Origin of the sequence: beta proteobacterium MWH-UniP1, from assembly GCA_036362785.1 — a bacterium.
Lineage (GTDB): Bacteria > Pseudomonadota > Gammaproteobacteria > Burkholderiales > Burkholderiaceae_A > Lacustribacter.
In genome coordinates this window covers 2018107-2041381 of sequence record CP143625.1, presented here as the reverse complement: position 1 = coordinate 2041381, position 23275 = coordinate 2018107, and the positions used below count along the sequence as shown (strand labels likewise).

The 23275-nt window shown below is 53.8% G+C and carries 22 protein-coding genes; all 22 read left to right on the top strand.

Going from position 1 to position 23275, the window contains the following annotated elements:
- The first annotated feature begins 23 nt into the window (after nt 1-23).
- The 22 genes from AOB54_10095 (at nt 24) to apaG (ending at nt 23237) form a co-directional block, all read left to right on the top strand.
- On the top strand, nt 24-833 hold the full coding sequence (locus AOB54_10095; protein ID WVN41799.1) for a sulfite exporter TauE/SafE family protein: 810 nt from the start codon (nt 24-26) through the stop codon (nt 831-833).
- Entirely contained in the window at nt 833-2353 is a 1521-nt protein-coding gene (locus AOB54_10090) for a CoA-acylating methylmalonate-semialdehyde dehydrogenase (GenBank protein ID WVN41798.1), read from the top strand. Before AOB54_10095 ends, AOB54_10090 begins: the two co-directional genes overlap by 1 nt.
- A gap of 93 nt (nt 2354-2446) precedes the next feature.
- Complete coding sequence (locus AOB54_10085; protein WVN42832.1) at nt 2447-3841, top strand: NAD-dependent succinate-semialdehyde dehydrogenase; 1395 nt, start codon at nt 2447-2449, stop codon at nt 3839-3841.
- Between the two features lie 19 nt (nt 3842-3860).
- The gene (gene mnmG, locus AOB54_10080; protein WVN41797.1) at nt 3861-5792 is read left to right on the top strand and encodes a tRNA uridine-5-carboxymethylaminomethyl(34) synthesis enzyme MnmG; all 1932 of its coding nucleotides are present in this window, start codon (nt 3861-3863) and stop codon (nt 5790-5792) included.
- A 10-nt stretch (nt 5793-5802) separates the two neighbouring features.
- On the top strand, nt 5803-6495 hold the full coding sequence (rsmG, locus tag AOB54_10075; GenBank protein WVN42831.1) for a 16S rRNA (guanine(527)-N(7))-methyltransferase RsmG: 693 nt from the start codon (nt 5803-5805) through the stop codon (nt 6493-6495).
- Nucleotides 6492-7280, top strand: coding sequence for an AAA family ATPase (locus AOB54_10070; protein WVN41796.1), 789 nt, complete (start codon nt 6492-6494; stop codon nt 7278-7280). Before rsmG ends, AOB54_10070 begins: the two co-directional genes overlap by 4 nt.
- Nucleotides 7277-8188, top strand: a complete 912-nt coding sequence (locus tag AOB54_10065) for a ParB/RepB/Spo0J family partition protein (protein WVN41795.1) — start codon at nt 7277-7279, stop codon at nt 8186-8188. Before AOB54_10070 ends, AOB54_10065 begins: the two co-directional genes overlap by 4 nt.
- A gap of 67 nt (nt 8189-8255) precedes the next feature.
- Nucleotides 8256-8666, top strand: a complete 411-nt coding sequence (locus tag AOB54_10060) for an ATP synthase subunit I (GenBank protein ID WVN41794.1) — start codon at nt 8256-8258, stop codon at nt 8664-8666.
- Nucleotides 8667-8732: 66 nt separating this feature from the next.
- The gene (gene atpB, locus AOB54_10055) at nt 8733-9563 is read left to right on the top strand and encodes a F0F1 ATP synthase subunit A (protein ID WVN41793.1); all 831 of its coding nucleotides are present in this window, start codon (nt 8733-8735) and stop codon (nt 9561-9563) included.
- Between the two features lie 62 nt (nt 9564-9625).
- Nucleotides 9626-9868, top strand: a complete 243-nt coding sequence (gene atpE / locus AOB54_10050; GenBank protein WVN41792.1) for a F0F1 ATP synthase subunit C — start codon at nt 9626-9628, stop codon at nt 9866-9868.
- Nucleotides 9869-9958: 90 nt separating this feature from the next.
- A complete protein-coding gene (locus tag AOB54_10045; protein ID WVN41791.1) occupies nt 9959-10429 on the top strand; it encodes a F0F1 ATP synthase subunit B in 471 nt (156 codons plus the stop codon).
- Nucleotides 10430-10432: 3 nt separating this feature from the next.
- Nucleotides 10433-10966 carry a F0F1 ATP synthase subunit delta gene (locus AOB54_10040; protein WVN41790.1) on the top strand — a complete coding sequence of 178 codons (534 nt, stop codon included), beginning with the start codon at nt 10433-10435 and terminating at the stop codon, nt 10964-10966.
- Nucleotides 10967-10977: 11 nt separating this feature from the next.
- The gene (atpA, locus tag AOB54_10035) at nt 10978-12525 is read left to right on the top strand and encodes a F0F1 ATP synthase subunit alpha (GenBank protein WVN41789.1); all 1548 of its coding nucleotides are present in this window, start codon (nt 10978-10980) and stop codon (nt 12523-12525) included.
- Between the two features lie 31 nt (nt 12526-12556).
- Nucleotides 12557-13426, top strand: coding sequence for a F0F1 ATP synthase subunit gamma (gene atpG, locus AOB54_10030; GenBank protein ID WVN41788.1), 870 nt, complete (start codon nt 12557-12559; stop codon nt 13424-13426).
- Between the two features lie 65 nt (nt 13427-13491).
- Nucleotides 13492-14916 carry a F0F1 ATP synthase subunit beta gene (atpD, locus tag AOB54_10025; GenBank protein ID WVN41787.1) on the top strand — a complete coding sequence of 475 codons (1425 nt, stop codon included), beginning with the start codon at nt 13492-13494 and terminating at the stop codon, nt 14914-14916.
- Between the two features lie 41 nt (nt 14917-14957).
- Nucleotides 14958-15374, top strand: a complete 417-nt coding sequence (locus AOB54_10020; GenBank protein ID WVN41786.1) for a F0F1 ATP synthase subunit epsilon — start codon at nt 14958-14960, stop codon at nt 15372-15374.
- A gap of 59 nt (nt 15375-15433) precedes the next feature.
- Nucleotides 15434-16540 (top strand): uroporphyrinogen decarboxylase, encoded by a 1107-nt coding sequence (gene hemE / locus AOB54_10015; GenBank protein ID WVN42830.1) that lies wholly within the window; start codon nt 15434-15436, stop codon nt 16538-16540.
- 252 nt (nt 16541-16792) lie between these two features.
- Nucleotides 16793-18955 (top strand): primosomal protein N', encoded by a 2163-nt coding sequence (gene priA, locus AOB54_10010; protein ID WVN41785.1) that lies wholly within the window; start codon nt 16793-16795, stop codon nt 18953-18955.
- A 112-nt stretch (nt 18956-19067) separates the two neighbouring features.
- Nucleotides 19068-19421, top strand: coding sequence for a nucleotide pyrophosphohydrolase (locus AOB54_10005; GenBank protein ID WVN41784.1), 354 nt, complete (start codon nt 19068-19070; stop codon nt 19419-19421).
- Nucleotides 19422-19436: 15 nt separating this feature from the next.
- Nucleotides 19437-21833: a DNA/RNA helicase domain-containing protein gene (locus tag AOB54_10000; protein WVN41783.1), complete on the top strand. Its 2397-nt coding sequence runs from the start codon at nt 19437-19439 to the stop codon at nt 21831-21833.
- Between the two features lie 578 nt (nt 21834-22411).
- Nucleotides 22412-22768 carry an antitoxin Xre-like helix-turn-helix domain-containing protein gene (locus AOB54_09995; protein ID WVN41782.1) on the top strand — a complete coding sequence of 119 codons (357 nt, stop codon included), beginning with the start codon at nt 22412-22414 and terminating at the stop codon, nt 22766-22768.
- A gap of 73 nt (nt 22769-22841) precedes the next feature.
- The gene (gene apaG / locus AOB54_09990) at nt 22842-23237 is read left to right on the top strand and encodes a Co2+/Mg2+ efflux protein ApaG (GenBank protein ID WVN41781.1); all 396 of its coding nucleotides are present in this window, start codon (nt 22842-22844) and stop codon (nt 23235-23237) included.
- The last annotated feature ends 38 nt before the right edge of the window (nt 23238-23275 follow it).

Here is a 23275-nt window from a genome sequence, read left to right as displayed (position 1 = left end):
CGGCAACTCTATTTGGACGATTCATGATTTCTGAGATTCTGAGCTTGGGCCAGCCGGGTGGGCCCGAGATGGGCGTGTTGTTGCTTCTGGCCATGTTTGCGATGTTGGCCGGATTTGTCGATGCGGTAGTCGGTGGGGGTGGCCTGGTGGCGGTCCCAGCCCTGTTCTCTTTTGTGCCGAACGCTTCAGCTGCCACGCTCTTTGGCACCAACAAGATTTCCTCGATTGCCGGGACGTTTTTCGCGGCAAGCCGTTACCTGAAGGCCGTTCAGCTGCCATGGAATGCGGTATTGCCCGCATTGGTGGGGGCGGGAATTTTCGGCTGGCTGGGCGCAGCAGCGGTGAGCCTTTTACCCCGGGCGCTGGCCCAGCCACTGGTGCTGGTGCTGCTGATTGTGGTGGCGATTGTCACTTTTCGGAAAAAAGAGATGGGCAGCGTTCATGCGCCCCGTTTAAGCCTTCCTCAACAGCGGATCTTCGGTTTTTTGATGGGTGCGGCGCTGGGTTTTTATGATGGATTTTTTGGGCCAGGTACCGGCGCGTTTTTAATCTTCGTGTTTGTGCGCTTCTTTGGGTATGATTTCCTGCACGCGTCTGCCTCAAGCAAAGTCGTGAATCTCATGACCAATTTTGCAGCGCTGGCGTTTTTTCTGCCTGCCGGCCAATACCTGTTGGTTGCTGCGGTGGTGATGGCCATTTGTAATATTGCGGGGGCCTGGATTGGGGCCCATCTCGCAGTAAAAAAAGGCAGTCAATTTGTTCGAAAATTTTTCTTAATTCTTTTGGTCGTCCTTATTCTGCGGATGGGGTATGCCACTTTGGAGATGTTGTGATGAATGCACCTCAGTTTGAGTTGGGCCAGTCGTTGGTGGGCAATTGGATTCAAGGTAGGACAGCGGCGAGCCAGTCGAGTCGAACAGCACCAGTGTTTAACCCTGCAACCGGCGAGATTGCCCGACAGGTGTCGCTATCGACCGCCGCAGAGGTGGCGCAGGCTGTTGACGCTGCTGCCAAGGCCTTTCCTGCTTGGTCGGCCACACCTGCCGTTAAACGGGCTCGCGTGTTGTTTGCATTCAAAGACTGGATGGAGCGCAATATGGATGCGCTTGCCATGGCGATTACCAAAGAGCATGGCAAGACCTTTGACGATGCCAAAGGGGAAGTCCAGCGCGGATTGGAAGTGGTGGAGTTTGCCTGTGGCATTCCACATCTTTTAAAAGGCGAGTACACCGAGCAGGTGGGTGGCGGCATTGATGCATGGAGCATGCGTCAAGCGATCGGCGTTTGCGTTGGTATCACGCCATTTAACTTCCCGGTGATGGTGCCCTGCTGGATGTATCCAGTAGCCATTGCTTGCGGCAATACGTTTGTGTTGAAACCTTCGGAGCGTGATCCATCGGCCTCATTGATGATGGCCCAGGGCTTAAAAGAGTGTGGCCTGCCCGATGGTGTATTCAACGTGGTTCAGGGGGACAAAGAGGCCGTTGATGCGCTGATGTCTCACCCCAAGGTGGCCGCCATTAGTTTTGTGGGTTCAACTCCGATTGCGAAATACATTCATGAGACCGCCGCGAAAAACGGCAAGCGGGTTCAGGCTTTGGGTGGCGCGAAGAATCATTTGGTCGTGATGCCCGATGCAGATCTGGATCAAGCCGTTGACGCCTTGATCGGTGCCGCCTACGGCTCGGCCGGTGAACGTTGCATGGCCATTTCGGTTGCGGTGGCCGTTGGTAATGTGGCCGATGCATTGGTGGCCAAGATTGCTGAGAAAGCGAAAGCCATTCGTGTTGCGCCGGGGGATGCCAAGGGTGCCGAGATGGGCCCATTGGTGACTGCGGCGCATTTGGAAAAGGTCCGCGGTTATGTCGGCCAGGGCGTTGCCGAGGGGGCCAAGCTGGTGGTCGATGGCCGTGGCCTGCAAGTCGCTGGATTTGAAAAAGGCTTTTACATTGGCCCCTGCTTGTTTGACAACGTCAAACCCAGCATGAAGATTTATCAAGAAGAAATCTTTGGTCCGGTATTAAGCGTGGTGCGTGTGAAAGATTTTGAAGAGGCCTTGTCGTTAATTCATGGCCATAGCTTTGCCAACGGGGTTGCTTTGTTTACCCGTGACGGCGATAGCGCACGCGAATTTGCTTCTCGTATTCAGGTGGGCATGGTGGGCATCAATGTGCCGATTCCTGTACCGATGGCCTTTCATTCGTTTGGCGGCTGGAAAGACTCGCTGTTTGGTGACCATCACATCCATGGCCCCGAAGGTGTGCGTTTTTATACCCGCTACAAGGCCATTACACAGCGTTGGCCGCAGGGCATTCGCTCGGGCGCTGAATTTGTCATGCCAACCATGAAGTAATCGAATAAGAATCCTTTACGTTTTTTAGTGGCGATCGGAAATCAGGTGGAATTAAAGACCAAGGGCTTTATTAACGGACAGTGGGTAGACGCGATGTCTGGCCGCACCTTTGCTGTCACCAATCCGGCAACTGGCGAGACCATTGCAATGGTTTCGGATATGGGCCGAGACGACGCACTGGCGGCGGTGAGTGCTGCCTATCAGGCCCTGCCGAAATGGCGGGCCTTGACGGCCAAAGAGCGCAGTCTGCGTTTGAAGGCTTGGTTCGATCTGATTTTGAAAAATTCAGATGCCTTAGCGGCACTCATGACGGCCGAGCAGGGCAAGCCCCTGGCCGAGGCAAAAGGCGAGGTGATTTACGGTGCGTCTTTTGTTGAGTGGTTCGCGGAAGAAGCCAAGCGGGTCTATGGCGATGTCATCCCGTCACCAGTTCCTGGCCGCAAACTTCTGGTCATGAAGGAGCCCATTGGTGTGGCGGCGGCCATCACGCCCTGGAATTTTCCTCTGGCCATGATTACACGTAAGTGTGCGCCAGCTATCGCAGCAGGCTGTACAGTCGTTGTTAAGCCAGCTGAAGCCACACCATTAACGGCCCTGGCTTTGGCCGATTTGGCCCAACAGGCCGGTATTTCTCCTGGGGTTTTCAACGTGGTGGTGGGGGACGCAGCCTCTGCCCCAGAGATTGGCAAGGTGCTGTGCGAAGACAAGCGGGTACGGAAGGTCTCGTTTACTGGGTCGACTGAAGTTGGCCGGATTTTGTTACGCCAGTCGGCGGACACGGTGAAAAAGCTGTCGCTTGAGCTTGGCGGCAATGCGCCCTTTATTGTTTTTGACGATGCGGATGTGGATGAGGCGGTCGAAGGCGCCATGGTTTCGAAATATCGCAACGCCGGCCAGACTTGCGTCTGTGCCAATCGGATCTATGTGCAAGATGGGGTCTACGATCAGTTTGCGAAGAAATTGGCGGAAAAAGTGGCCCTGCTGCGGGTTGGCCCGGGTACTCAGTCGGGGGTTCAGATCGGGCCGCTGATTGAGCCTGCGGCTCTGGCCAAGGTTCAGTCTCATGTGGACGATGCGGTAAAGGGGGGCGCAAAGGTAGTAGTGGGCGGCAAGGCCCACGCCCTTGGGGGCCTGTTCTACGAGCCAACGGTGATGACGGAAGTGACCCCAGGCATGCTGATCTCCCGTGAAGAGACCTTTGGTCCTGTGGCGCCCCTGTTCCGTTTCAAAACTGAGGAAGACGTGATTGCCATGGCCAACGACACAGATTTTGGCCTCGCCGCCTATTTTTATTCCCGAGATGTTGGCCGAATTTTCCGCGTTGCCGAGGCCCTGGAGGCCGGCATGGTTGCAGTGAATACTGGGGCGTTTTCCAATGAGGTAGCACCCTTTGGCGGTGTGAAGCAGTCTGGCCTGGGTCGCGAGGGCTCTAAGTACGGCATTGAGGACTACTTGGAAATCAAGTTTGTCACCCTGGCAGGCCTCTGATTGTTTCACGTGAAACAAAATGATCTATCCCAAGGCCTTTGATGTCATCGTTGTTGGTGGCGGCCACGCAGGGACCGAGGCAGCTTTAGCTTCGGCCCGAATGGGCTGCCAGACGCTTTTGCTGACTCATAGCTTGGAAACCCTTGGCCAGATGTCGTGTAACCCCTCGATCGGGGGCATTGGAAAAGGTCACTTGGTCAAAGAGATTGACGCTCTGGGCGGAGCCATGGCCCTGGCAACAGACGAGGCGGGCATTCAATTTCGGATTCTGAATAGCTCCAAGGGCCCGGCGGTCCGTGCGACCCGGGCCCAGGCAGATCGGGTCTTATATCGCAAGGCGATTCGAACTCGACTGGAGAACCAGCCAAATCTGTGGCTTTTTCAGCAGGCCGTGGACGATTTGTTGGTGTCGGGCGACCGGGTGACCGGGGTTCAGACCAACACTGGCCTGGTATTTCATGGCAAAACCGTGGTGCTCACGGCAGGCACCTTTCTGGACGGCAAGATTCACATTGGTCTGGACAACCATCCGGGGGGCAGGGCGGGGGATCCGCCATCAATCCGGCTCTCGGCTCGACTAAAAGAGTTAAAGCTGCCCCAGGGCCGGCTTAAAACTGGTACCCCACCCCGAATCGATGGCCGGACCATCGATTATTCGGTTCTGGCTGAACAACCTGGTGATCTTGATCCGGTACCGGTTTTTTCCTTTATTGGGGATGCGGCCATGCACCCCCAACAGATTCCTTGCTGGGTGACCCATACCAATGCCAAGACCCATGAGATTATTCGTGGTGGGTTGGATCGCTCGCCCATGTTTACTGGGGTGATCGAGGGCGTTGGGCCCCGTTACTGTCCGTCGATTGAAGACAAGGTCCATCGCTTTGCCGATAAGGATGCCCACCAGATTTATCTAGAGCCAGAGGGCTTAACGACCCACGAGGTCTATCCGAACGGTATTTCGACAAGCCTGCCGTTTGATATTCAGCTGGCCCTGGTCCATTCCATGCGGGGCTTGGAGAACGCCCATATTCTGCGCCCTGGCTACGCGATCGAGTACGACTACTACGATCCGCGTGGTTTGACGCCCTGGTTTGAGACCAAGGCGATTGCTGGTCTATTCTTTGCCGGCCAGATCAATGGCACCACGGGCTATGAAGAAGCGGCTGCTCAGGGCTTGTTGGCCGGGGCGAACGCTGCTTTGCAGGTTCAGGGGAAAGAACCTTGGGTGCCTGCCCGTGACGAGGCCTATCTTGGCGTACTGGCCGACGACCTGGTCACCCGGGGGGTGACCGAGCCCTACCGCATGTTTACAAGCCGCGCAGAGTATCGCCTTAGTCTGCGTGAAGACAATGCCGACCTTCGGTTGACAGAGGCCGGTCGAAGACTGGGGCTGGTGGACGATACCCGTTGGCAGGCGTTTTGCGAAAAACGCGAGGCGATTGAGCGGGAGACCAGCCGGCTTGCGGCGGCGCTGGTTGGCCCGAAGCGCTTTCCAGAGTCTGAGATCAATCGAGTTATCGCGGGCCCCTTGGATCATGAGACCCCGGCGCTCGACTTGTTAAAGCGGCCCCAGGTCAACTACTCGGGCCTTATTTCTCTGGTCGACCGAGAGGGCCAGCACTCGCTTGCCGCCGAAAAGCCTTTATCGCCACAGGTCCAAGAACAGGTGGAAATCCAGGCCAAATATGCAGGCTACATCTCCCGCCAGCGGGACGAAGTCGCCCGGCATGCCAACCAGGAAAAGGCTGAGCTACCTGCAGATATTGATTACGCCCAGGTCCGTGGCCTGTCGATTGAAGTCCGACAAAAACTTCAGGCCGTGATGCCCAAGACTCTGGGGCAGGCCAGCCGTATTTCTGGGGTGACGCCTGCCGCAATTTCTCTGTTATGGATTCATTTGAAACGCCTTCGGGCCGGTAAGGGCCTTGAGGGCCAAGAAAGGGCGGCTTGATTTGCCGAGTGTGGAACTGTCGACGCAAGACCTAGCCGCCAAAATCCATGGGGCCTGGCAGCCCCCGTCGCCGGAATTCGCGTTGACCGAAGCCCAGTGCCAGGATTTAGCGAACTATTTGCTGCTTTTGAATCACTGGAATCGGGTGCACAGCCTGACTGCCATTGAAGAAGTTGATCAGCAGATTCGGCGCCATTTGATTGATGGCTTAAGTGTCTGGCCTGAAATCATCAAAAAATTCGGCCAAGACCCGGAAATCAGGGTGGCCGATGTGGGCTCTGGCATGGGCGTGCCGGGGGTGGTCTGGGCCATTGTCATGCCGAAATCCAGGTTTGATCTCATTGAGCGGCAGCAGAAAAAGGCGGCTTTTTTGCGCCATGTTGCAGGCCGGCTGGGGCTCTCCCCCCGCGTTCGCGTGGTGGCCCAGGATGTGCGGGCCCATCATGCAGAACCCCGTTATGATCTGATTACGTCACGTGCGTTTGCAGCACTACCGGATTTTTTAACGGTAACGCAGTCAATTGCCGGGCCATCGACCCAGTGGGCGGCCATGACAGGCAGGCTGAAAGCAGAAGTTAGTGAGCGAAAACTTATTAAAATAAACAATAAAAACGGGGGGTTTGTGGTCGACCAGATTATTCCGATCACGGTACCGGGGCTGGATGCAGACCGGCATTTGATTTGGGCAAAGGGTGCCGCATGAGTGCGCAGATCTTTGCCGTGGCCAATCAAAAGGGCGGCGTTGGTAAAACCACAACGTCGGTGAATGTCTCAGCAGCCCTGGCACGGCTAGGCCAGCGGGTTCTATTGGTGGACTTAGACCCCCAGGGCAACGCCACGATGGGCAGCGGGATCAACAAGCATGAGCTTGAGCAGTCTGTCTATCAGGTGCTTTTGGGTGAAATGCCTGTTGCTGAAGCGACTATTCATTCGGACCCGGGCGGTTACGACGTGTTAGCGGCCAATCGCGACCTGGCTGGCGCTGAAATCGAGTTGGTCGACATGAAAGATCGCGAGCATCGCCTGGCCAACGCCTTGGCCGAGGTATCGGAGCGATACGACTTCGTTTTCCTGGATTGCCCACCATCATTGTCGCTGTTGACACTTAATGGCTTGTGTTCCGCGCATGGCGTGATTATTCCCATGCAGTGTGAATACTTTGCGCTCGAGGGTCTGTCGGACCTGGTGAATTCGATCAAGCGTGTGCACGCCAATTTAAACCCCAAGCTCAAAATTATTGGCCTGCTGCGGGTCATGTTCGATCCGCGCATGACCCTGTCGCAGCAAGTCTCTGAGCAGCTTGTCACCCACTTCGGGGACAAGGTATTTGAATCCATTATTCCGCGTAACGTGCGGCTTGCCGAGGCACCCAGCTATGGACAGCCAGGGATCGTCTATGACCCCGGCTCACGGGGTTCCCGGGCCTATATTGATTTTGGCGCAGAGCTCATTGGCAGGCTTGCGTCCCAAGTGTCGGAGACCAGATGAACACAGTGAAGAAAAAAGGGCTCGGCCGGGGCCTAGACGCATTATTGGGAGGTGTATCCCCAGCGATTGAGTCGGGATCGAATCAAAAGACGCTATCCATCTCCCAGCTACAAGCGGGCAAGTATCAACCCCGTCAGGGTATGGACCAGGCCAGCCTTGAGGAGTTGGCCGAATCGATTCGGTCGCAGGGCATCATGCAGCCACTGCTGGTCCGTTCGATCTCGCGGGCTTCGGGGCCGGCCTTTGAAATTATTGCGGGCGAGCGCCGGTTCCGTGCGGCTCAGATGGCGGGCCTAAAAGAAGTGCCTGTCATTGTTCGGGATGTGGATGACCAGGCCGCCTTGGCCATGGCCCTGATTGAAAACCTGCAGCGGGAAGACTTATCGGCTTTGGAAGAGGCGCAGGGCATTGACCGGTTGATTCGTGAATTTGGTCTGACCCACGAGCAAGCAGCCCAGGCGGTTGGCCGCTCAAGAAGTGCGACTTCGAATTTGTTGCGGCTGTTGCAGCTACCGGCTGCAGTCCAGGACATGTTGCGCGATCAGAAAATTGATGCGGGCCATGCGCGGGCCATGTTGTCTTTGCCGCCGGCGCAGCAGCGTGCTTTGGCAGAGCGGATCGTCCACGATCAGCTCTCGGTTCGTGATACCGAGCGCGCTGTGGCCAAGGTAATCGCGGGCGCAACGGTGGCCTCAATTAAGCCAAAGGCCGGCGCGAAAAAAGCAGCCGCCAGTCACCAGCGGGATTGGGATCGGGTAGAAGAGCAATTGTCTGATGCGATCGGCTTGCCGGTGGTGCTAAAGCAAGGGCGGGGCAGTAAAGGCGAGTTGGTGATCCGGTTTTCAAGCCTTGATGAATTGGATGGTGTGATTGGCCGCCTGGTGCCACAGGGACTGCCTGATCGCTGATGTCTTGCCGGTTTTCTGAATTGACGCATCGTCCATTCGGACGATATCATTTCAGGGTTTTCGCTAGGTGCGTCTGCAACGGGCGAATCCACCCACAAAAGGAACGATAAAAAAGGTGTGGATCGCTGTTTTTCTTCAGGTTGCGATAACGCTGTTGGCGGGAATGGCAACGTGGCTCGGCTGGGGCACGGCGCATGCAGTGTCGCTGGTTGCAGGGGGGGGTTCCATAGCAGTTCCAAATGCTTTGTTGGCTCTTCGACTTTCCACGAGCCAGCCCCGTTTTGCGCCCGTGGTGCTGCTGATTGGCGAGTTTGTAAAGATTGGTTTGTCGGTGTTGATGTTGTGGTCGGCCTACCGGTGGATTTCTGATCTGTCGTGGGGCGCGTTGATCGTTGGTGTGATCCTTGCTCTAAAAATTGTCTGGATCACTCCCTGGGTTCAGGGCCAACTGGATCGCCGCCGCGTGCCGAACATTTAGAGTGATGTTGTTAAGTAAGTAAAAATTTAGAAAAAATAAAAAGTTCTAACTGCGAGCAAACAAGACATGGCTTCAAACACTGCCCCCACCTCTGCGGAATACATCATTCACCACCTGGGGCATCTGACGACCACTGGAAAGCCCCAGAAAGACATCATTGATTTTTCAATCTTGAACATCGACACCATGTTCTGGTCTTTGTCGATGGGCCTGCTTCTGATTTTCATTTTGTGGTCGGTGGCCAAAAAGGCCACCTCGGGCGTGCCCGGCCGACTGCAGGCCGCAGTAGAGATCGTGGTTGAAATGGTGGAAGAGCAGTCCAAATCCATCGTGCATGGCAACCGTCAATTTATTGCGCCGCTCGCGCTGACCGTGTTCCTGTGGGTGATTTTCATGAACACCCTGGACTTATTACCGGTCGACCTTCCCCACTTTATCTTCGCGCTCACTGGCCTTGATAGCGTGATTCACTACCACCGAATTGTTCCAACCGCCGACTTAAACGGCGCCATGGGGATGTCCCTTGGCGTGTTGGCGCTCATGCTCTATTACAACTTCAAGATCAAAGGTGTTGGCGGCTTTGTGCATGAGCTTTTCTGTGCCCCCTTTGGCGCGCACCCCGCACTCTGGATCCCGAACCTGGCGATCAACATCATTGAATTTGTTGCGAAGACTGTTTCGCTCGGCATGCGACTGTTTGGAAACATGTATGCCGGTGAGTTGGTGTTTTGTTTGATTGCCTTGTTGGGCGGTACAGCAACGTTGTTTGGCTTTGTTGGACACGTGCTTGCCGGTTCGATCTGGGCGATCTTCCACATCCTGATCGTTTTACTGCAAGGCTTCATCTTCATGATGTTGACCTTGGTGTATATCGGCCAGGCTCATGAGGGGCACTGACACTTAATCAGAGCCTGGTTTTTTTGAAGTTTGTTTTTTATTTATCCCATTGAGGAGTTGTTATGACGAACGTTGCTTTTGTAGCTCTTGCTTGTGGTCTGATCATCGGTCTTGGCGCTATTGGTGCTTGTATTGGTATTGGCATCATGGGCGGCAAGTTTATTGAGGCATCTGCCCGCCAGCCCGAGTTGATGAATGCATTGCAAACCAAAATGTTCTTGTTGGCAGGTCTGATTGACGCAGCCTTCCTGATCGGTGTTGGTATTGCCATGATGTTTGCGTTTGCAAACCCGTTTGCCGGCTAAGCGCGAAGGCAGATCGAACGATTCGTGTTTTGTTCCGGCGGCATTAAACCGTCGCCGGTCGTTTGACCAACATAGAAAAAGGGTTCCAACGTGAATCTGAATGCAACACTCATCGCCCAGCTGGTGGTGTTCTTTATTTTGGGCTGGTTCACCATGAAGTTTGTGTGGCCACCCGTGATGAAGGCGCTTGACGAGCGGGCTAAGAAAATCGCTGACGGCTTGGCTGCCGCAGACAAGGCAAAGACCGACCTGGTGGCTGTTGAGCGTCGTGTCCAAGATGAACTGTCCAAGGCCAAGAATCTTGCCTCTGATGTTCGGGGTTCTGCTGAAAAGCAGGCGGCTGCTCTGATTGAACAGGCCCGTGCTGAGGCTGCCCGCTTGGTGGCCCAGGCCCGCGAGGCTGCTGAGGCCGAAGCTGGTGCCGCCATGCAACGTGCCCGCGACGAATTGCGGGATCAGGTTGCAGCACTTGCCGTGAAAGGTGCCCAGCAGATTCTGTCTCGGGAAATCAACCCGCAAGTCCATGCTGATTTGCTGGCCAACCTGAAGAAAGAGCTCTAAGTCATGGCGGAATTGCGCACGATCGCCCGGCCATATGCAGAAGCTGCGTTTGGGCTGGCACAGTCTGAAAAGGCCTTGGCCCACTGGTCGGAGTCTCTGGCGGCTTTGGCACAGGCGGTGAGCGCACCGGAATTGGTCGAGCTCATCGGCAACCCTGCATTGCCAACGGCAAAGCTGGTCGAGGTCATTGCTGCAGCGGTACCGTCGCTATCGAAAAGCGAGCGGCAGATGCTGTCGGTGCTGGCCGATAACGACCGCCTGCAGGTCTTGCCTGAAATCAGCCGGATGTTTGAATCGTTGCGCAACGACGCCGAGAGTGTGATTGCGGCAGATGTGACATCGGCCTTTCCAATGACCGATGCCCAGGTGGCAGACATCACCAAGTTGTTAGAAGCCAAGCATGGCAAAAAAGTAAAGGTCGCTGTAACTGTTGATCCAGCGCTGATTGGTGGCGTGTCCGTTGCCATTGGCGATGAAGTTTTTGATGCATCCGTGCGCGGCAAACTGTCCCGCATGGCCACTGCCCTGATGAACTAGGAGTTTATTGAATGCAACTCAACCCTTCCGAAATCAGCGAATTGCTGAAGACCAAAATCCAGGGTCTTGACCTCTCCACCGACTCCCGCAATCAGGGAACTGTGGTGACCGTGACTGACGGTATTTGCCGTATTCATGGCCTATCCAATGTGATGCAGGGCGAGATGCTCGAGTTTCCCAACAACACCGTTGGCCTGGCGCTCAACCTTGAGCGTGATTCTGTTGGCGCGGTGATTCTCGGTGAATACGAAGAGATCACCGAGGGCGACGTGGTGAAAGCCACTGGCCGAATTCTGGACGTGCCCGTTGGCCCCGAACTGATTGGCCGTGTGGTCAACGCCCTGGGTCAGCCCATTGACGGCAAGGGCCCGATTAATGCCAAGCTGACCGACGTGATTGAAAAAGTTGCTCCAGGCGTGATTTGGCGTAAGTCGGTGTCTCAGCCAGTGCAGACTGGTCTGAAGGCCATTGACGCCATGGTGCCGGTTGGCCGTGGCCAGCGTGAGTTGATCATTGGTGACCGTCAGACGGGTAAGACCGCTGTTGCCGTTGACACCATCATCAACCAAAAGGGCCAAAACGTTTATTGCGTCTACGTTGCGATTGGCCAAAAGGCTTCCACCATTGCCAACGTGGTGCGTAAGCTCGAAGAGACTGGTGCCATGGCCTACACGATTGTTGTGGCCGCAACCGCCTCTGACTCCGCCGCGATGCAGTACCTGTCGGCTTATGCCGGCTGCACCATGGGCGAGTACTTCCGTGACCGTGGTGAAGATGCGCTGATTATTTATGACGACTTGTCAAAGCAGGCCGTTGCTTATCGTCAGGTCTCCTTGCTGCTGCGCCGCCCCCCGGGCCGTGAAGCCTTCCCTGGCGACGTGTTCTATCTCCACTCGCGTTTGTTGGAGCGTGCTGCTCGCGTGAGTGAAGAGTGGGTTGAGAAATTCACTAATGGCGCTGTCAAGGGTAAAACGGGTTCTCTGACCGCACTGCCAATTATTGAAACCCAGGCTGGTGACGTGTCGGCCTTCGTTCCGACCAACGTGATTTCGATTACCGACGGCCAGATCTTCTTGGAAACCGACTTGTTTAACGCCGGTATTCGCCCTGCGATTAACGCCGGTGTGTCAGTGTCACGCGTGGGCGGTGCCGCACAGACCAAGATCATGAAACGTAAAGACACCGGTGCTGGTGTGCGTTTGGCCCTGGCCCAGTATCGTGAACTGGCCGCCTTTGCCCAGTTTGCTTCTGACCTGGATGAAGCCACCCGCAAACAGCTGGAGCGTGGCCGTATGGTGACCGAGCTCATGAAGCAGGCCCAATACCAGCCAATGGCCGTTTGGGAAATGGCACTGACACTGTTTGCTGTGAACAATGATTACATGGAAGACGTCGATGTTCGCCAGGCAGGTGCTTTTGAGCGTGCGCTGCGTGATTTCATGAAGTCCAAGTACGCCGATCTGGTGGCCCGCATTGAAGCAGCAAAAGATTTGTCGAAAGACGACGAGGCTGCCTTGCGTGCTGCAATCGCAGACTTCAAGAAAACCGGCTCTTTCTAAGGCGAACCTGCTGCTCGATTAAGGACATCCAATGCCCGGCTCAAAAGAAATTCGCAGCAAGATCAAGAGCGTGCAAAACACGCGCAAGATCACCAAGGCCATGGAGATGGTTGCAGCGTCGAAAATGCGTAAAGCACAAGAACGCATGCGTTCTGGCCGTCCCTATAGCGAAAAGATTCGTGCCATCTGCGCCAATCTTAGCCATGCGAACCCAGAATATCGCCATCCTTTTATGGTCAAGCGCAACGGCATCAAGCGTTTGGGTTTGGTGGTGGTCACGACCGACAAGGGCCTTTGCGGTGGCTTGAATACCAACTTGCTGCGACTGGTGCTCAACCAGATGCGTGAGTGGGAGTCTCAAAAAATTGGCATGCAGGTCACGGCCATTGGCAACAAGGGCCTGGGCTTTTTTAGCCGTATGGGTGCCGAAGTGGTGTCGCATGCGGTACAGCTGGGCGACAAGGCACAGTTAGAGGCCTTGATCGGGCCGCTAAAGGTTCAGCTGGATGCCTATGTCGAGGGCAAGATTGATGCGGTTTATATCTGCTACAACCAGTTTGTGAACACCATGAAGCAAGACCCCAAAGTCTTGCAGTTGCTGCCCCTGGCAGATGACCATCTTGACCGTACCGATGCGTCCCACGACTGGGATTATCTGTATGAGCCAGATGCTCCCTCGGTGCTCGATGACTTGTTGGTGCGTTATGTCGAGTCCGTGATTTACCAGGCCGTTGCCGAAAACATGTCATGCGAGCAGAGCGCCCGCATGGTGGCCATGAAGGCCGCATCGGACAACGCCAAGAAACTGATCGATGACTTGCAGCTGACTTATAACAAGGCACGTCAGGCAGCAATTACCAAAGAGCTTTCAGAGATTGTGGGTGGCGCAGCAGCGGTATAACGCTGGGCCGTATGTGAAACAGACAGTGACGTTTAAGTTGATTGAATTAATTTAAGGACAGAATCATGAGTACTGCACAAGCAAATGCGGCACAAGGCAAGATTGTTCAGTGTATCGGCGCTGTGGTGGACATTCAGTTCCCCGCCAATGCCATGCCCAAGGTTTACGATGCACTCGTGCTCGATGCCAGCGCCGAGCATCCGCTCGTTGAAAAAGGCCTGACCTTCGAGGTGCAGCAGCAGATCGGCGACGGCGTGGTCCGCACGATTGCCATGGGTTCCTCTGACGGCCTGCGTCGCGGCATGCTGGTTAACGGCACCGGCAAGGGCATTTCGGTTCCCGTGGGTGAGGGCACTTTGGGTCGCATCATGGACGTGCTGGGCCGCCCCATTGACGAAGCTGGTCCTGTGCAGACCAACGAATATCGTGAAATTCACCAGCCTGCGCCAAAGTTTGCAGACCTGTCGCCCTCGGTGGAACTGCTGGAAACCGGCATCAAGGTGATCGACCTGATCTGCCCGTTTGCCAAGGGCGGTAAGGTGGGCCTCTTCGGTGGTGCCGGTGTGGGCAAGACCGTGAACATGATGGAATTGATTAACAACATTGCCAAGCAGCACTCGGGTCTTTCTGTGTTTGCTGGCGTGGGCGAGCGTACTCGTGAAGGAAACGACTTCTATCACGAGATGAAGGACTCCAACGTGTTGGATAAAGTCGGCATGGTCTTCGGTCAGATGAACGAGCCACCTGGCAACCGTCTGCGTGTGGCCCTGACTGGTCTGACCATGGCCGAGCGTTTCCGTGATGACGGCCGTGACATTCTGTTCTTCGTTGACAACATTTACCGTTACACCCTGGCCGGTACCGAAGTGTCTGCGCTGCTTGGCCGTATGCCTTCCGCTGTGGGTTATCAGCCAACGCTGGCCGAAGAAATGGGCCGCTTGCAAGAGCGGATCGTGTCGACCAAGGTGGGCTCGATTACCTCGATCCAGGCCGTGTACGTTCCTGCCGACGACTTGACCGATCCCTCGCCTGCCACCACCTTCGCCCACTTGGACGCTACCGTGGTGTTGTCGCGTGACATCGCATCGCTGGGTATTTACCCCGCTGTGGACCCGCTCGATTCAACTTCGCGTCAGGTGGACCCCAACGTGGTGGGTGAAGAGCATTACTCGGTGACTCGTCGTGTTCAGGCAACGCTGCAGCGTTACAAAGAATTGCGCGACATTATTGCGATTCTGGGTATGGACGAGCTCTCGCCTGAAGATAAGCAGATGGTGGCCCGTGCGCGTAAGATCCAGCGTTTCTTGTCGCAGCCTTTCCACGTTGCTGAAGTGTTTACCGGTTCGCCTGGCAAATACGTGACCCTGAAAGAAACCATCCGTGGTTTCAAGATGATCGTAGATGGTGAGTGTGATGCACTGCCCGAGCAGGCCTTCTACATGGTTGGCGGCATTGACGAAGCGTTTGAGAAAGCCAAGACCCTGCAGTAAGCCGGACCCAGATAGACTCGATTGATCACCCAGGAATTGCTATGTCAAAAACGTTTCAGGTAGATGTTGTCAGCGCCGAGGAAAACATTTACTCCGGCGAGGCAAGTTTTGTTGCGCTTCCTGGCGAGTCGGGTGAGTTGGGTATTCTGCCGGGCCACACCCCGCTGATCTCACGCATTCGCGCGGGTGCCGTGCGGATTCAGAACGATGGCAAAGAAGAAGAGTTGGTCTTCGTTGCTGGCGGCATCCTTGAGGTGCAGCCTCGCGCTGTGACCGTATTGGCCGACACGGCCATTCGCGGCAAAGACCTGGATGAAGCCAAAGCCATGGAAGCCAAGCGTCTTGCTGAAGAAGCCTTGGCGAAGAAAGCAGCCGACGTGGACTATGCCAAGGCCCAGGCCGAGCTGATGGAAGCCATTGCCCAGCTGCGCGCCATTCAAAAGATCCGCCGCAAATAAACCCCCAAGGTGTCAGGCACGTGCCTGACACCTCTTTCATTAAGCGTTCCCTCATTCCTATGCCCGAAGTCTTTCAAAACGATCTTTTTCTGCGGGCATTGCGCCGCCAACCCACCGAACGCACCCCCGTGTGGTTAATGCGCCAGGCCGGCCGCTATCTTCCCGAGTACAACGCCACGCGTAAGGTTGCTGGCGACTTCATGTCCTTGTGCAAAAACCCCGAGCTTGCCTGCGAAGTCACGCTGCAGCCGATCGATCGTTACGGGCTTGATGCGGCAATTCTCTTTTCAGACATTTTGACCATCCCTGATGCCATGGGCTTGGGCCTGTATTTTGTGCAGGGTGAGGGCCCTCGGTTTAAAAAACGCATTGAAAATGATGCGGATATTGCTGCACTTGGCCATCTCGACCCCACGGTGGAGTTGCGTTATGTTGCAGACGCCGTGTCGACCATCAAGAAGTCTTTGAATCAGCGTGTGCCCCTGATTGGTTTTTCGGGTAGCCCCTGGACGCTGGCCTGCTACATGATCAATGGCGGCTCGAGTGGCGATGATTTTCTGGATGTCCGCAAATGGATGTATAGCCGCCCAGATGCCCTGCAGCAATTGCTTGAAAAAATTTCTCAGGCGGTCACTGACTATCTGATCATGCAGATTGAAGCGGGTGCGGATGCCGTCATGGTGTTTGATAGCTGGGGCGGCTTTTTGCCGGAAGCCCACTTTGAGCGTTTCTCACAAAAGCACATCAAGTCGATCGTTCAAAAGGTGCAGGCCGCCAGTGTCGGCATTCGAAAGGCCCGTGGTGAGACCGATGGTCAGCCAACGCCCACTATTGTGTTCGTCAAAGGTGGCGGCCAATGGTTGGAATCGATTGCGGCTACTGGTGCCGATGCTGTTGGGCTGGATTGGGCGACCAATCTTGGCCAGGCCCGCAACCTGATTGGTGATCGTTGCGCCCTTCAGGGCAACCTGGACCCCGCATCACTTCTGGGTACGCCCGCCCATATTCAGGCCGAAGTTGCCCGAACGCTGGAGAGCTTTGGCCGGGTCAACGCCGGGGTTGGCCATGTCTTTAACCTGGGCCACGGCATCTCGCAGTTCACTCCACCCGATAACGTTGCCTGCTTGGTGGAAGCGGTCGCTAACTACTCAAAAAAGCTTCGCTAATCGGAATACTGGGGCAGCCTTAAGCCCCGGTGTATTTTCGTTTTTTGGGGTAGGCGAGTGCCTGCTTATGCACAGCAAGAATTTCTCATGGCTTGCAGTGTTGTTTTATATATACGGTTCAATATAACCTTATAACTCATTGATTTTTCAATATTTTTAAGGTTTTATCAGGTTTCCTGAACTCCAGTAGACTCAGGGAAAATCTATTTTGATCGCCGGAACGCCAAATTGCCCACAGAGTTATCCACAGGCTTGAAACCCTTGATTTCAGTGGCTGTTGACGCCCCCATGCCGGGAACCCTTGATTACATGGGCTCTGCCGAAAAGCCTAGGCATGGCGCCTGGGTAAGTGTGCCGTTTGGAAAAAAAACCATGCTGGGGTTGGTGATTGATGCGACCCAGCTGGATAAAAATGCTGCGGGCCTTGGCGAGACGGATCCGGATTTGCCGGCAGAAAAAATTAAGGCAATTGATGGGGTCCTAAACGAATTCCCGCCTGCTGACCCTGGCTGGATCGCGTTTATGGCGTTTGCGGCGCGTTACTATCGCAGGCCTTTCGGCACTGTTGCGGTGGGCCTGCTGCCCAAGTGGCTTCGGGACCTAAAAAACTTCACAGCCAAAAAAGAAGGCGGCAAGACCAACTTTGGTCGGCTCATGGCTGAACTCTTAAGCACAAGCGCTCCAAAAATTGCTGCAGTCAAAAATGCTGCACATTCAGCGCAACAAATTGCATCCGAAGAAGCGGGTGCCGCAGCAAAAGGGGCCGAGTCGCCCCTAAACCAGGACCAAGCCAAGGCGCTTTTGGCCATTCAAACGCCGGGCGTTCATGTACTCCACGGTGTCACTGGCTCTGGCAAGACCCGCGTCTACACCGAGGCCGCAAAGAATTTGTTGCAGCAAAACCCAAGTGCACAAGTTTTAATGATGGTGCCCGAAATTGGGCTAACCCCCCAGCTGGTCGAGCGTTTTCGCAACGCGCTACCGGGCACCGAGATCGCCGTGCTGCACAGTGAGATCTCTGAACGCGAGCGGGCCAGGCTCTGGCTTAGCGCAGCAACGGGGGTTGCGCGCTTGGTGATTGGCACACGGTTATCGATCATGACCCCCATGCCGAATTTGAACCTGATCATGATCGATGAAGAGCATGACCACTCATATAAGCAGCAAGAGGGCATGCGCTATAGCGCCCGCGACTTGGCCGTGTGGCGCGCACAGCAGCTTGGCATTGGCCTGGTACTGGGCAGCGCCACGCCATCCGTTGAGACCTGGGCCCAGATTGACCGCAACAAATATTCACGGCTCAGCCTGCCCAAGCGGGCCACAGGCGAGCCGCATGCACCCATTCGAATCGTTGACACCCTGAAGGATCCCGCGAAAGAGGGCCTGTGTGCACAAAGCCGTGAGGCCATTGCTCAGGTGCTGGCCGACGGTGGCCAGGTGCTGGTGTTTCTAAATCGACGTGGTTATGCCCCGGTTTTGAGTTGTGGCAGCTGTGGTTGGTCATCGGTTTGTGCAGATTGCAGTGTGGCAACCGTGTTGCACAAAATTACAGACCCAAAAAATGCTGCAGCAAAATCATCTGGCCTGTGGCGGCTCCAGTGCCACCACTGCGGACTGTCCGCGGCAGTGCCAAGGCAGTGCCCCGATTGCGGGGATACTGATCTACAGCCCATTGGCCGCGGAGTACAACGGCTAGAGCAGACTCTGGCCACTGAATTTCCCCAGGCCAGAATCGCCCGAATTGATCGCGACAGCGTGAAGCAGGCAAAGCACTTGGCTTGCGAGCTCGAGCGGATTCAGCGCGGGGAAGTGGATATTGTGGTGGGCACCCAGATGCTGGCCAAGGGCCATGACTTTGCCCGCATGCGCTTGGTGGTGGTGGCCGATGCCGACACTCAATTGCTCAACCCAGACTTCCGCGCACCAGAGCGGCTTTTTGCAACATTGCTGCAGGTGGCCGGCCGCGCAGGCCGGCATGAGCAAAGTGGCGCCCCTGCCCAGGTGTTGATACAGACCCGCTACCCGCAGCATCGGCTTTACCAATACTTGATGGCGCAAGACGCCGAAGGCTTTGCCCGCGCCGAGATGGCCGACCGGGAGGCGGCGGGGCTACCGCCCTATGCCCATATGGCGGCGGTGCGCGGCGCGCACAAAGACCCAAAGACCGCCCAGTCGGCGTTGCGCGGTTTGCGGGATTTGCTGCAGCAAATTGCCCAAGAACATTCCTGGAATGTATCGGTCTATGGGCCAGTCGCTCGCTATCCTGAGATGCAGGCCGGCAAGTGGCGCGGACAAATTCTGATTGAATCGGGCAGCCGGCCAATGCTGCACCAACTGCTGGCCCATGCGGAAGATTGGATGCAGCAACACCGCAGTATTGATGCCCATGTGGATGTGGATCCATATGAGGTGTAAGAGTATTCTTGGGGCGCGATGGATGTTGCTTCTCCAGTCTTAGGAAGCAAGATGTCAGTCAAGTTTTTTAAGATTCGCCGGGTTTTTGTAACAACAATTTTTTGAGAGAACGATGGCATCTCGATCTACTGCAAATCTTCAAAAGGCTCTTACGAACTTCGTAAAAGAACGTGACTGGGAGCAGTTTCATACGCCCAAAAACTTGGCAACTTCTGTGAGTATCGAGGCAGCAGAACTACTCGAGGTGTTCCAATGGCTCACACCTATCGAGAGTGAGAACTTGACTGCAAACCAAATAAAACGAGCCGGAGATGAAATCGCAGATGTTTACTTGTATCTTTTGTTGTTGTGCAAAAAGCTAGGATTTGATCTCGAAGAAATAGCGTTTAATAAGTTGGCGGACAATGTCAAAAAATATCCAGCAGATAAAGCACGCGGTTCGTCAAAAAAGTATACAGAGCTCTAGTTCTAACATCTCGGCGTGATTGTCTATTCAGAATCCAAAAAACGTTTTCTCGAAGATGTTCGGGAAAATCGAATTCATGATTGCATCTACAGAGAAGTTATTCGAAAACTCGCTAGAAGAGTTAGTGAAAGTGAAATCAATTCCTGGCGTAACTCTATGCAGTTCATGGGGAATATTCTTCTAGACCAGGATATCCCACTTGATTCTTGCGTATCAATTGAGTATGCAATTCCCTTAACAAGCAAACGCATTGACTTTATCGTTTCTGGTCAGACCGAAGAGCGACTCGACGCCGCTGTAATTGTAGAGCTCAAGCAGTGGAGTGAAGTGTCGGTAACTCAAAAAGATGGTGTTGTGATAACTCGCCTGGGCGGGAGCTCTGTTGAGACGAATCATCCCTCTTATCAGGCCTGGAGCTATGCCACATTGATTGAGGATTTTAATGAGAAGGTTCGACAGGACTCAATTCGTCTGGTCCCTTGTGCCTATCTTCACAACCTAGACTCGCGTGAAGCGATCAATGATCCTTTTTACGCTGCATACGTACAACGAGCCCCAGTATTTATTTCCCACGATGCCCGAGCGCTTGCGAGGTTTATAAAAAAACATATTCGATATGGTGACTCTAAAGATGTGATGTATCGCATCGAGCACGGAAAAATAAAACCCTCTAAAGCCCTGGCTGATGTCTTAGTCAGTATGCTGAATGGAAATAAGGAGTTTTTGATGATTGATGATCAAAAACTTGTTTATGAAGCTGCATTGGATTTGGCTCACAGGGCATCGGAGGGGAAAAAGCAAGTACTCATTGTTCAAGGCGGACCGGGAACCGGGAAGACAGTGGTTGCTATAAATTTACTAGTGGAATTAACAGCACGGGAAATTGCTGCGCACTACGTATCCAAGAATCAAGCGGTGAGGGATGTTTATGCTGCAAAGTTATCAGGACACTTTCGATCGAGTCGAATTCGAAATCTATTTCGAGGCTCTGGACAATTTATAGACTCTGAGGCTGATGTTTTCGGGGCGCTGATCATTGATGAGGCACATCGCCTTAACGAGAAATCGGGGCTTTATGCAAACCTCGGTGAAAATCAAATTAAAGAGCTTATAAAAGCTGCCAGATTCTCCGTGTTCTTTCTTGATGAAGATCAGCGTGTTACTTTTCTTGACATTGGTGATAAGGAAGAGATTCGCAAGTGGGCCTTGGGGGAAAAAGCTGAAGTCACTGAGATGTCATTGGCTTCCCAGTTTCGTTGTAATGGGTCTGATGGCTATCTCGCGTGGATTGATGATGTTCTTGGAGTGCGTGAGACGGCGAACCAAACACTTGAGAGCGCTGAGTATGATTTTCGAGTGTTTGAGGATCCGAATGTTTTACGGCAGGAAATTGAGCGGCTAAATCGAGGTAATAATAAGGCTCGACTTGTTGCCGGCTATTGTTGGGACTGGGTAAGTAAGCGCGACCCAGAAGCGATGGATATTGTTTTTCCAGAATATGACTTTCAAGCTCAATGGAATCTCCAGCGATATGGAATGACTTGGCTAATAGATCCAACTTCAGTGAAAGAAATTGGTTGTATTCATACTTGTCAGGGTTTAGAGCTTGATTATGTGGGTGTGATCATAGGCCCTGATCTCTTAGTGAGAGACGGCGTGATTATCACTAATCCAGACAAGAGGTCTCGTTATGACAAATCTGTTCGGGGTTATAAAAAATTGTTACGAAGTGATTCGTTACGCGCTCAAGCTCTTGGCGGCTTGATCATAAAAAATACCTATCGAACGTTGATGACACGTGGTCAGAAGGGGTGTTATGTGTTTTCTCCTGACCAAGAAACAAGAGATTATTTTCAGTCACGTTTATCGAAGCCCTTGGAAGACAGTCCAATTATTTTGCCCACAACTTTTTCTGGGTTACATCTTGAACTCCTCCCTGCTAAGCAAGTTCGGCCCTATGTAAACGCAGTACCTATATTTGATCTTAAATTTGCAGCTGGTGGCTTTGGGTTACCTCAAAATGCGCAAGAGGCAGAGTGGGTATCACTACCTGACCATCTAAAAATCCGGGAAGGCTATTTTGTTGCACAAGTTTTTGGTAGTTCAATGAATCGTGTGATTCCAGACGGGGCATGGTGTTTGTTTCGGATAAACCCTCAGGGTTCGAGAAATGGCAAGATTGTTGTGGTGGAGTCTCGGGCGATAGATGATCCTGAAACTGGGGGGCGTTATACGGTCAAGCGTTACTTCAGTGAGAAAGCAAACACAGAATCGAGTCTTGCTGGGTTTCGACAAACTAAGATTGTGCTTCGCCCCGATTCGAGTGACGCAAGTCACAAGGAAATAATTCTTCTCCCGGATCTGGAGGGTGATGTGAGAGTTGTCGCAGAGTTTTTGTCGGTCGTTGAATAATTCTGAAGCCTCCATTTGATATCAGGCAGCGCATATGCATGATCAAACCACCTCCTAGGAAAACAAACCGTGACAACTTGTCACAGCTTGAAAAATTCAGAGGGATAGGGAATCAAATATTTCCATAGAAATTTAAAAGTTTTAAAATTCCTTCAGACGAGGGGATCTCCCATGTGTGGCGCTGCAAAAAATCTGATGGGAAGACCAGACGCAACTCAGGTTTTAGCCAAGGCAGTAATCCGAGCGGCTGATCGGCTGGATATCTCCGGGGCGTTGCTCGCCAAAGGCATGAGGTTTGATTCGGAGTTAATGGTGACAAACGTTGGCGAAGGTACCGGGCAGTGACATGAAGAGCCTATCGGACATTTTTCGAGATATTCTTCTTAAGTGGACAATAGACAGCCGGTAATAAACTAATATTTCTCAAAAAAATCAACGACTTATATTGATCACGAGCTTTAAAAATTGGGCAATAGTGATTACCCTCTGAGCATGTGTGCTGTAGATGTAGCGGCGATAAGCTTTGCCAAGTTGGGCTACTTGGGAAAAGGTAAATTTCAGCTGCCCCAAAAAATCTGATGGAAAAAACAGACTCAGCTCAGGTTCTAGCCAAGGCAGTAATCCGGGCGGCCGATCGGCTGGCTATCTCCAGGGCTTTGCTCGCCAAAGTTCTAGGGGTCAGCCCGGCTACCGTCACCCGAATGCGAAGCGGTGGTTACTCCCTGGACGAGCATCAGAAGGAATGGGAACTGGCGTTGCTTTTTGTGCGGGTGTCTCGGTCTCTGGATTCGATCGTGGGGGATGAGCAGACAGCGCGTAAATGGCTGAAAAGTGACAACCGGGGTCTCAATGGTCGACCGATCGATTTGATTCCTCGGGCAGAGGGGTTGGTGAGTGTCGCGCACTATCTGGACGCTTCCCGCAGTCTAGTCTAATCCTGTTGCCTGGCGCGACCGGGCGTGCTGCCAATGGTTTATCGTTCGACTTTGTTTTTCTGCTTAATTAAAAATGCCCTCACCCAAATTTAAAGTATCTGTCACCCCTCAATTCTTGCCCGAGCAGTCAGACGCTGCAGCAGGCATCTACAGCTTTGCCTACTTTGTCACCATTAAAAATGTTGGGGATATTCCAGCCCAAGTGATCGGCCGGCATTGGGTAATTGAAGACGCGAAAGGCAACCACCAAGAGGTAAAAGGTCTGGGCGTGGTGGGGGAGCAGCCCTTATTGAAACCCGGTGAGACCTTTACCTATAACAGCGGGACTCAGATTGAGAGCCCGGTGGGCAGCATGCACGGCACCTACTTTTGTATTGCGGATGACACCACGTTTTTTGAAACCCAGATACCGGCGTTCTCATTGCGGGCCGAGGGCCCTGAGGTCTCCGCTGCAACAACACTGCACTAAGCCCTACGCCCGAAGTGCTGCTTCGGACTGATTGGCCG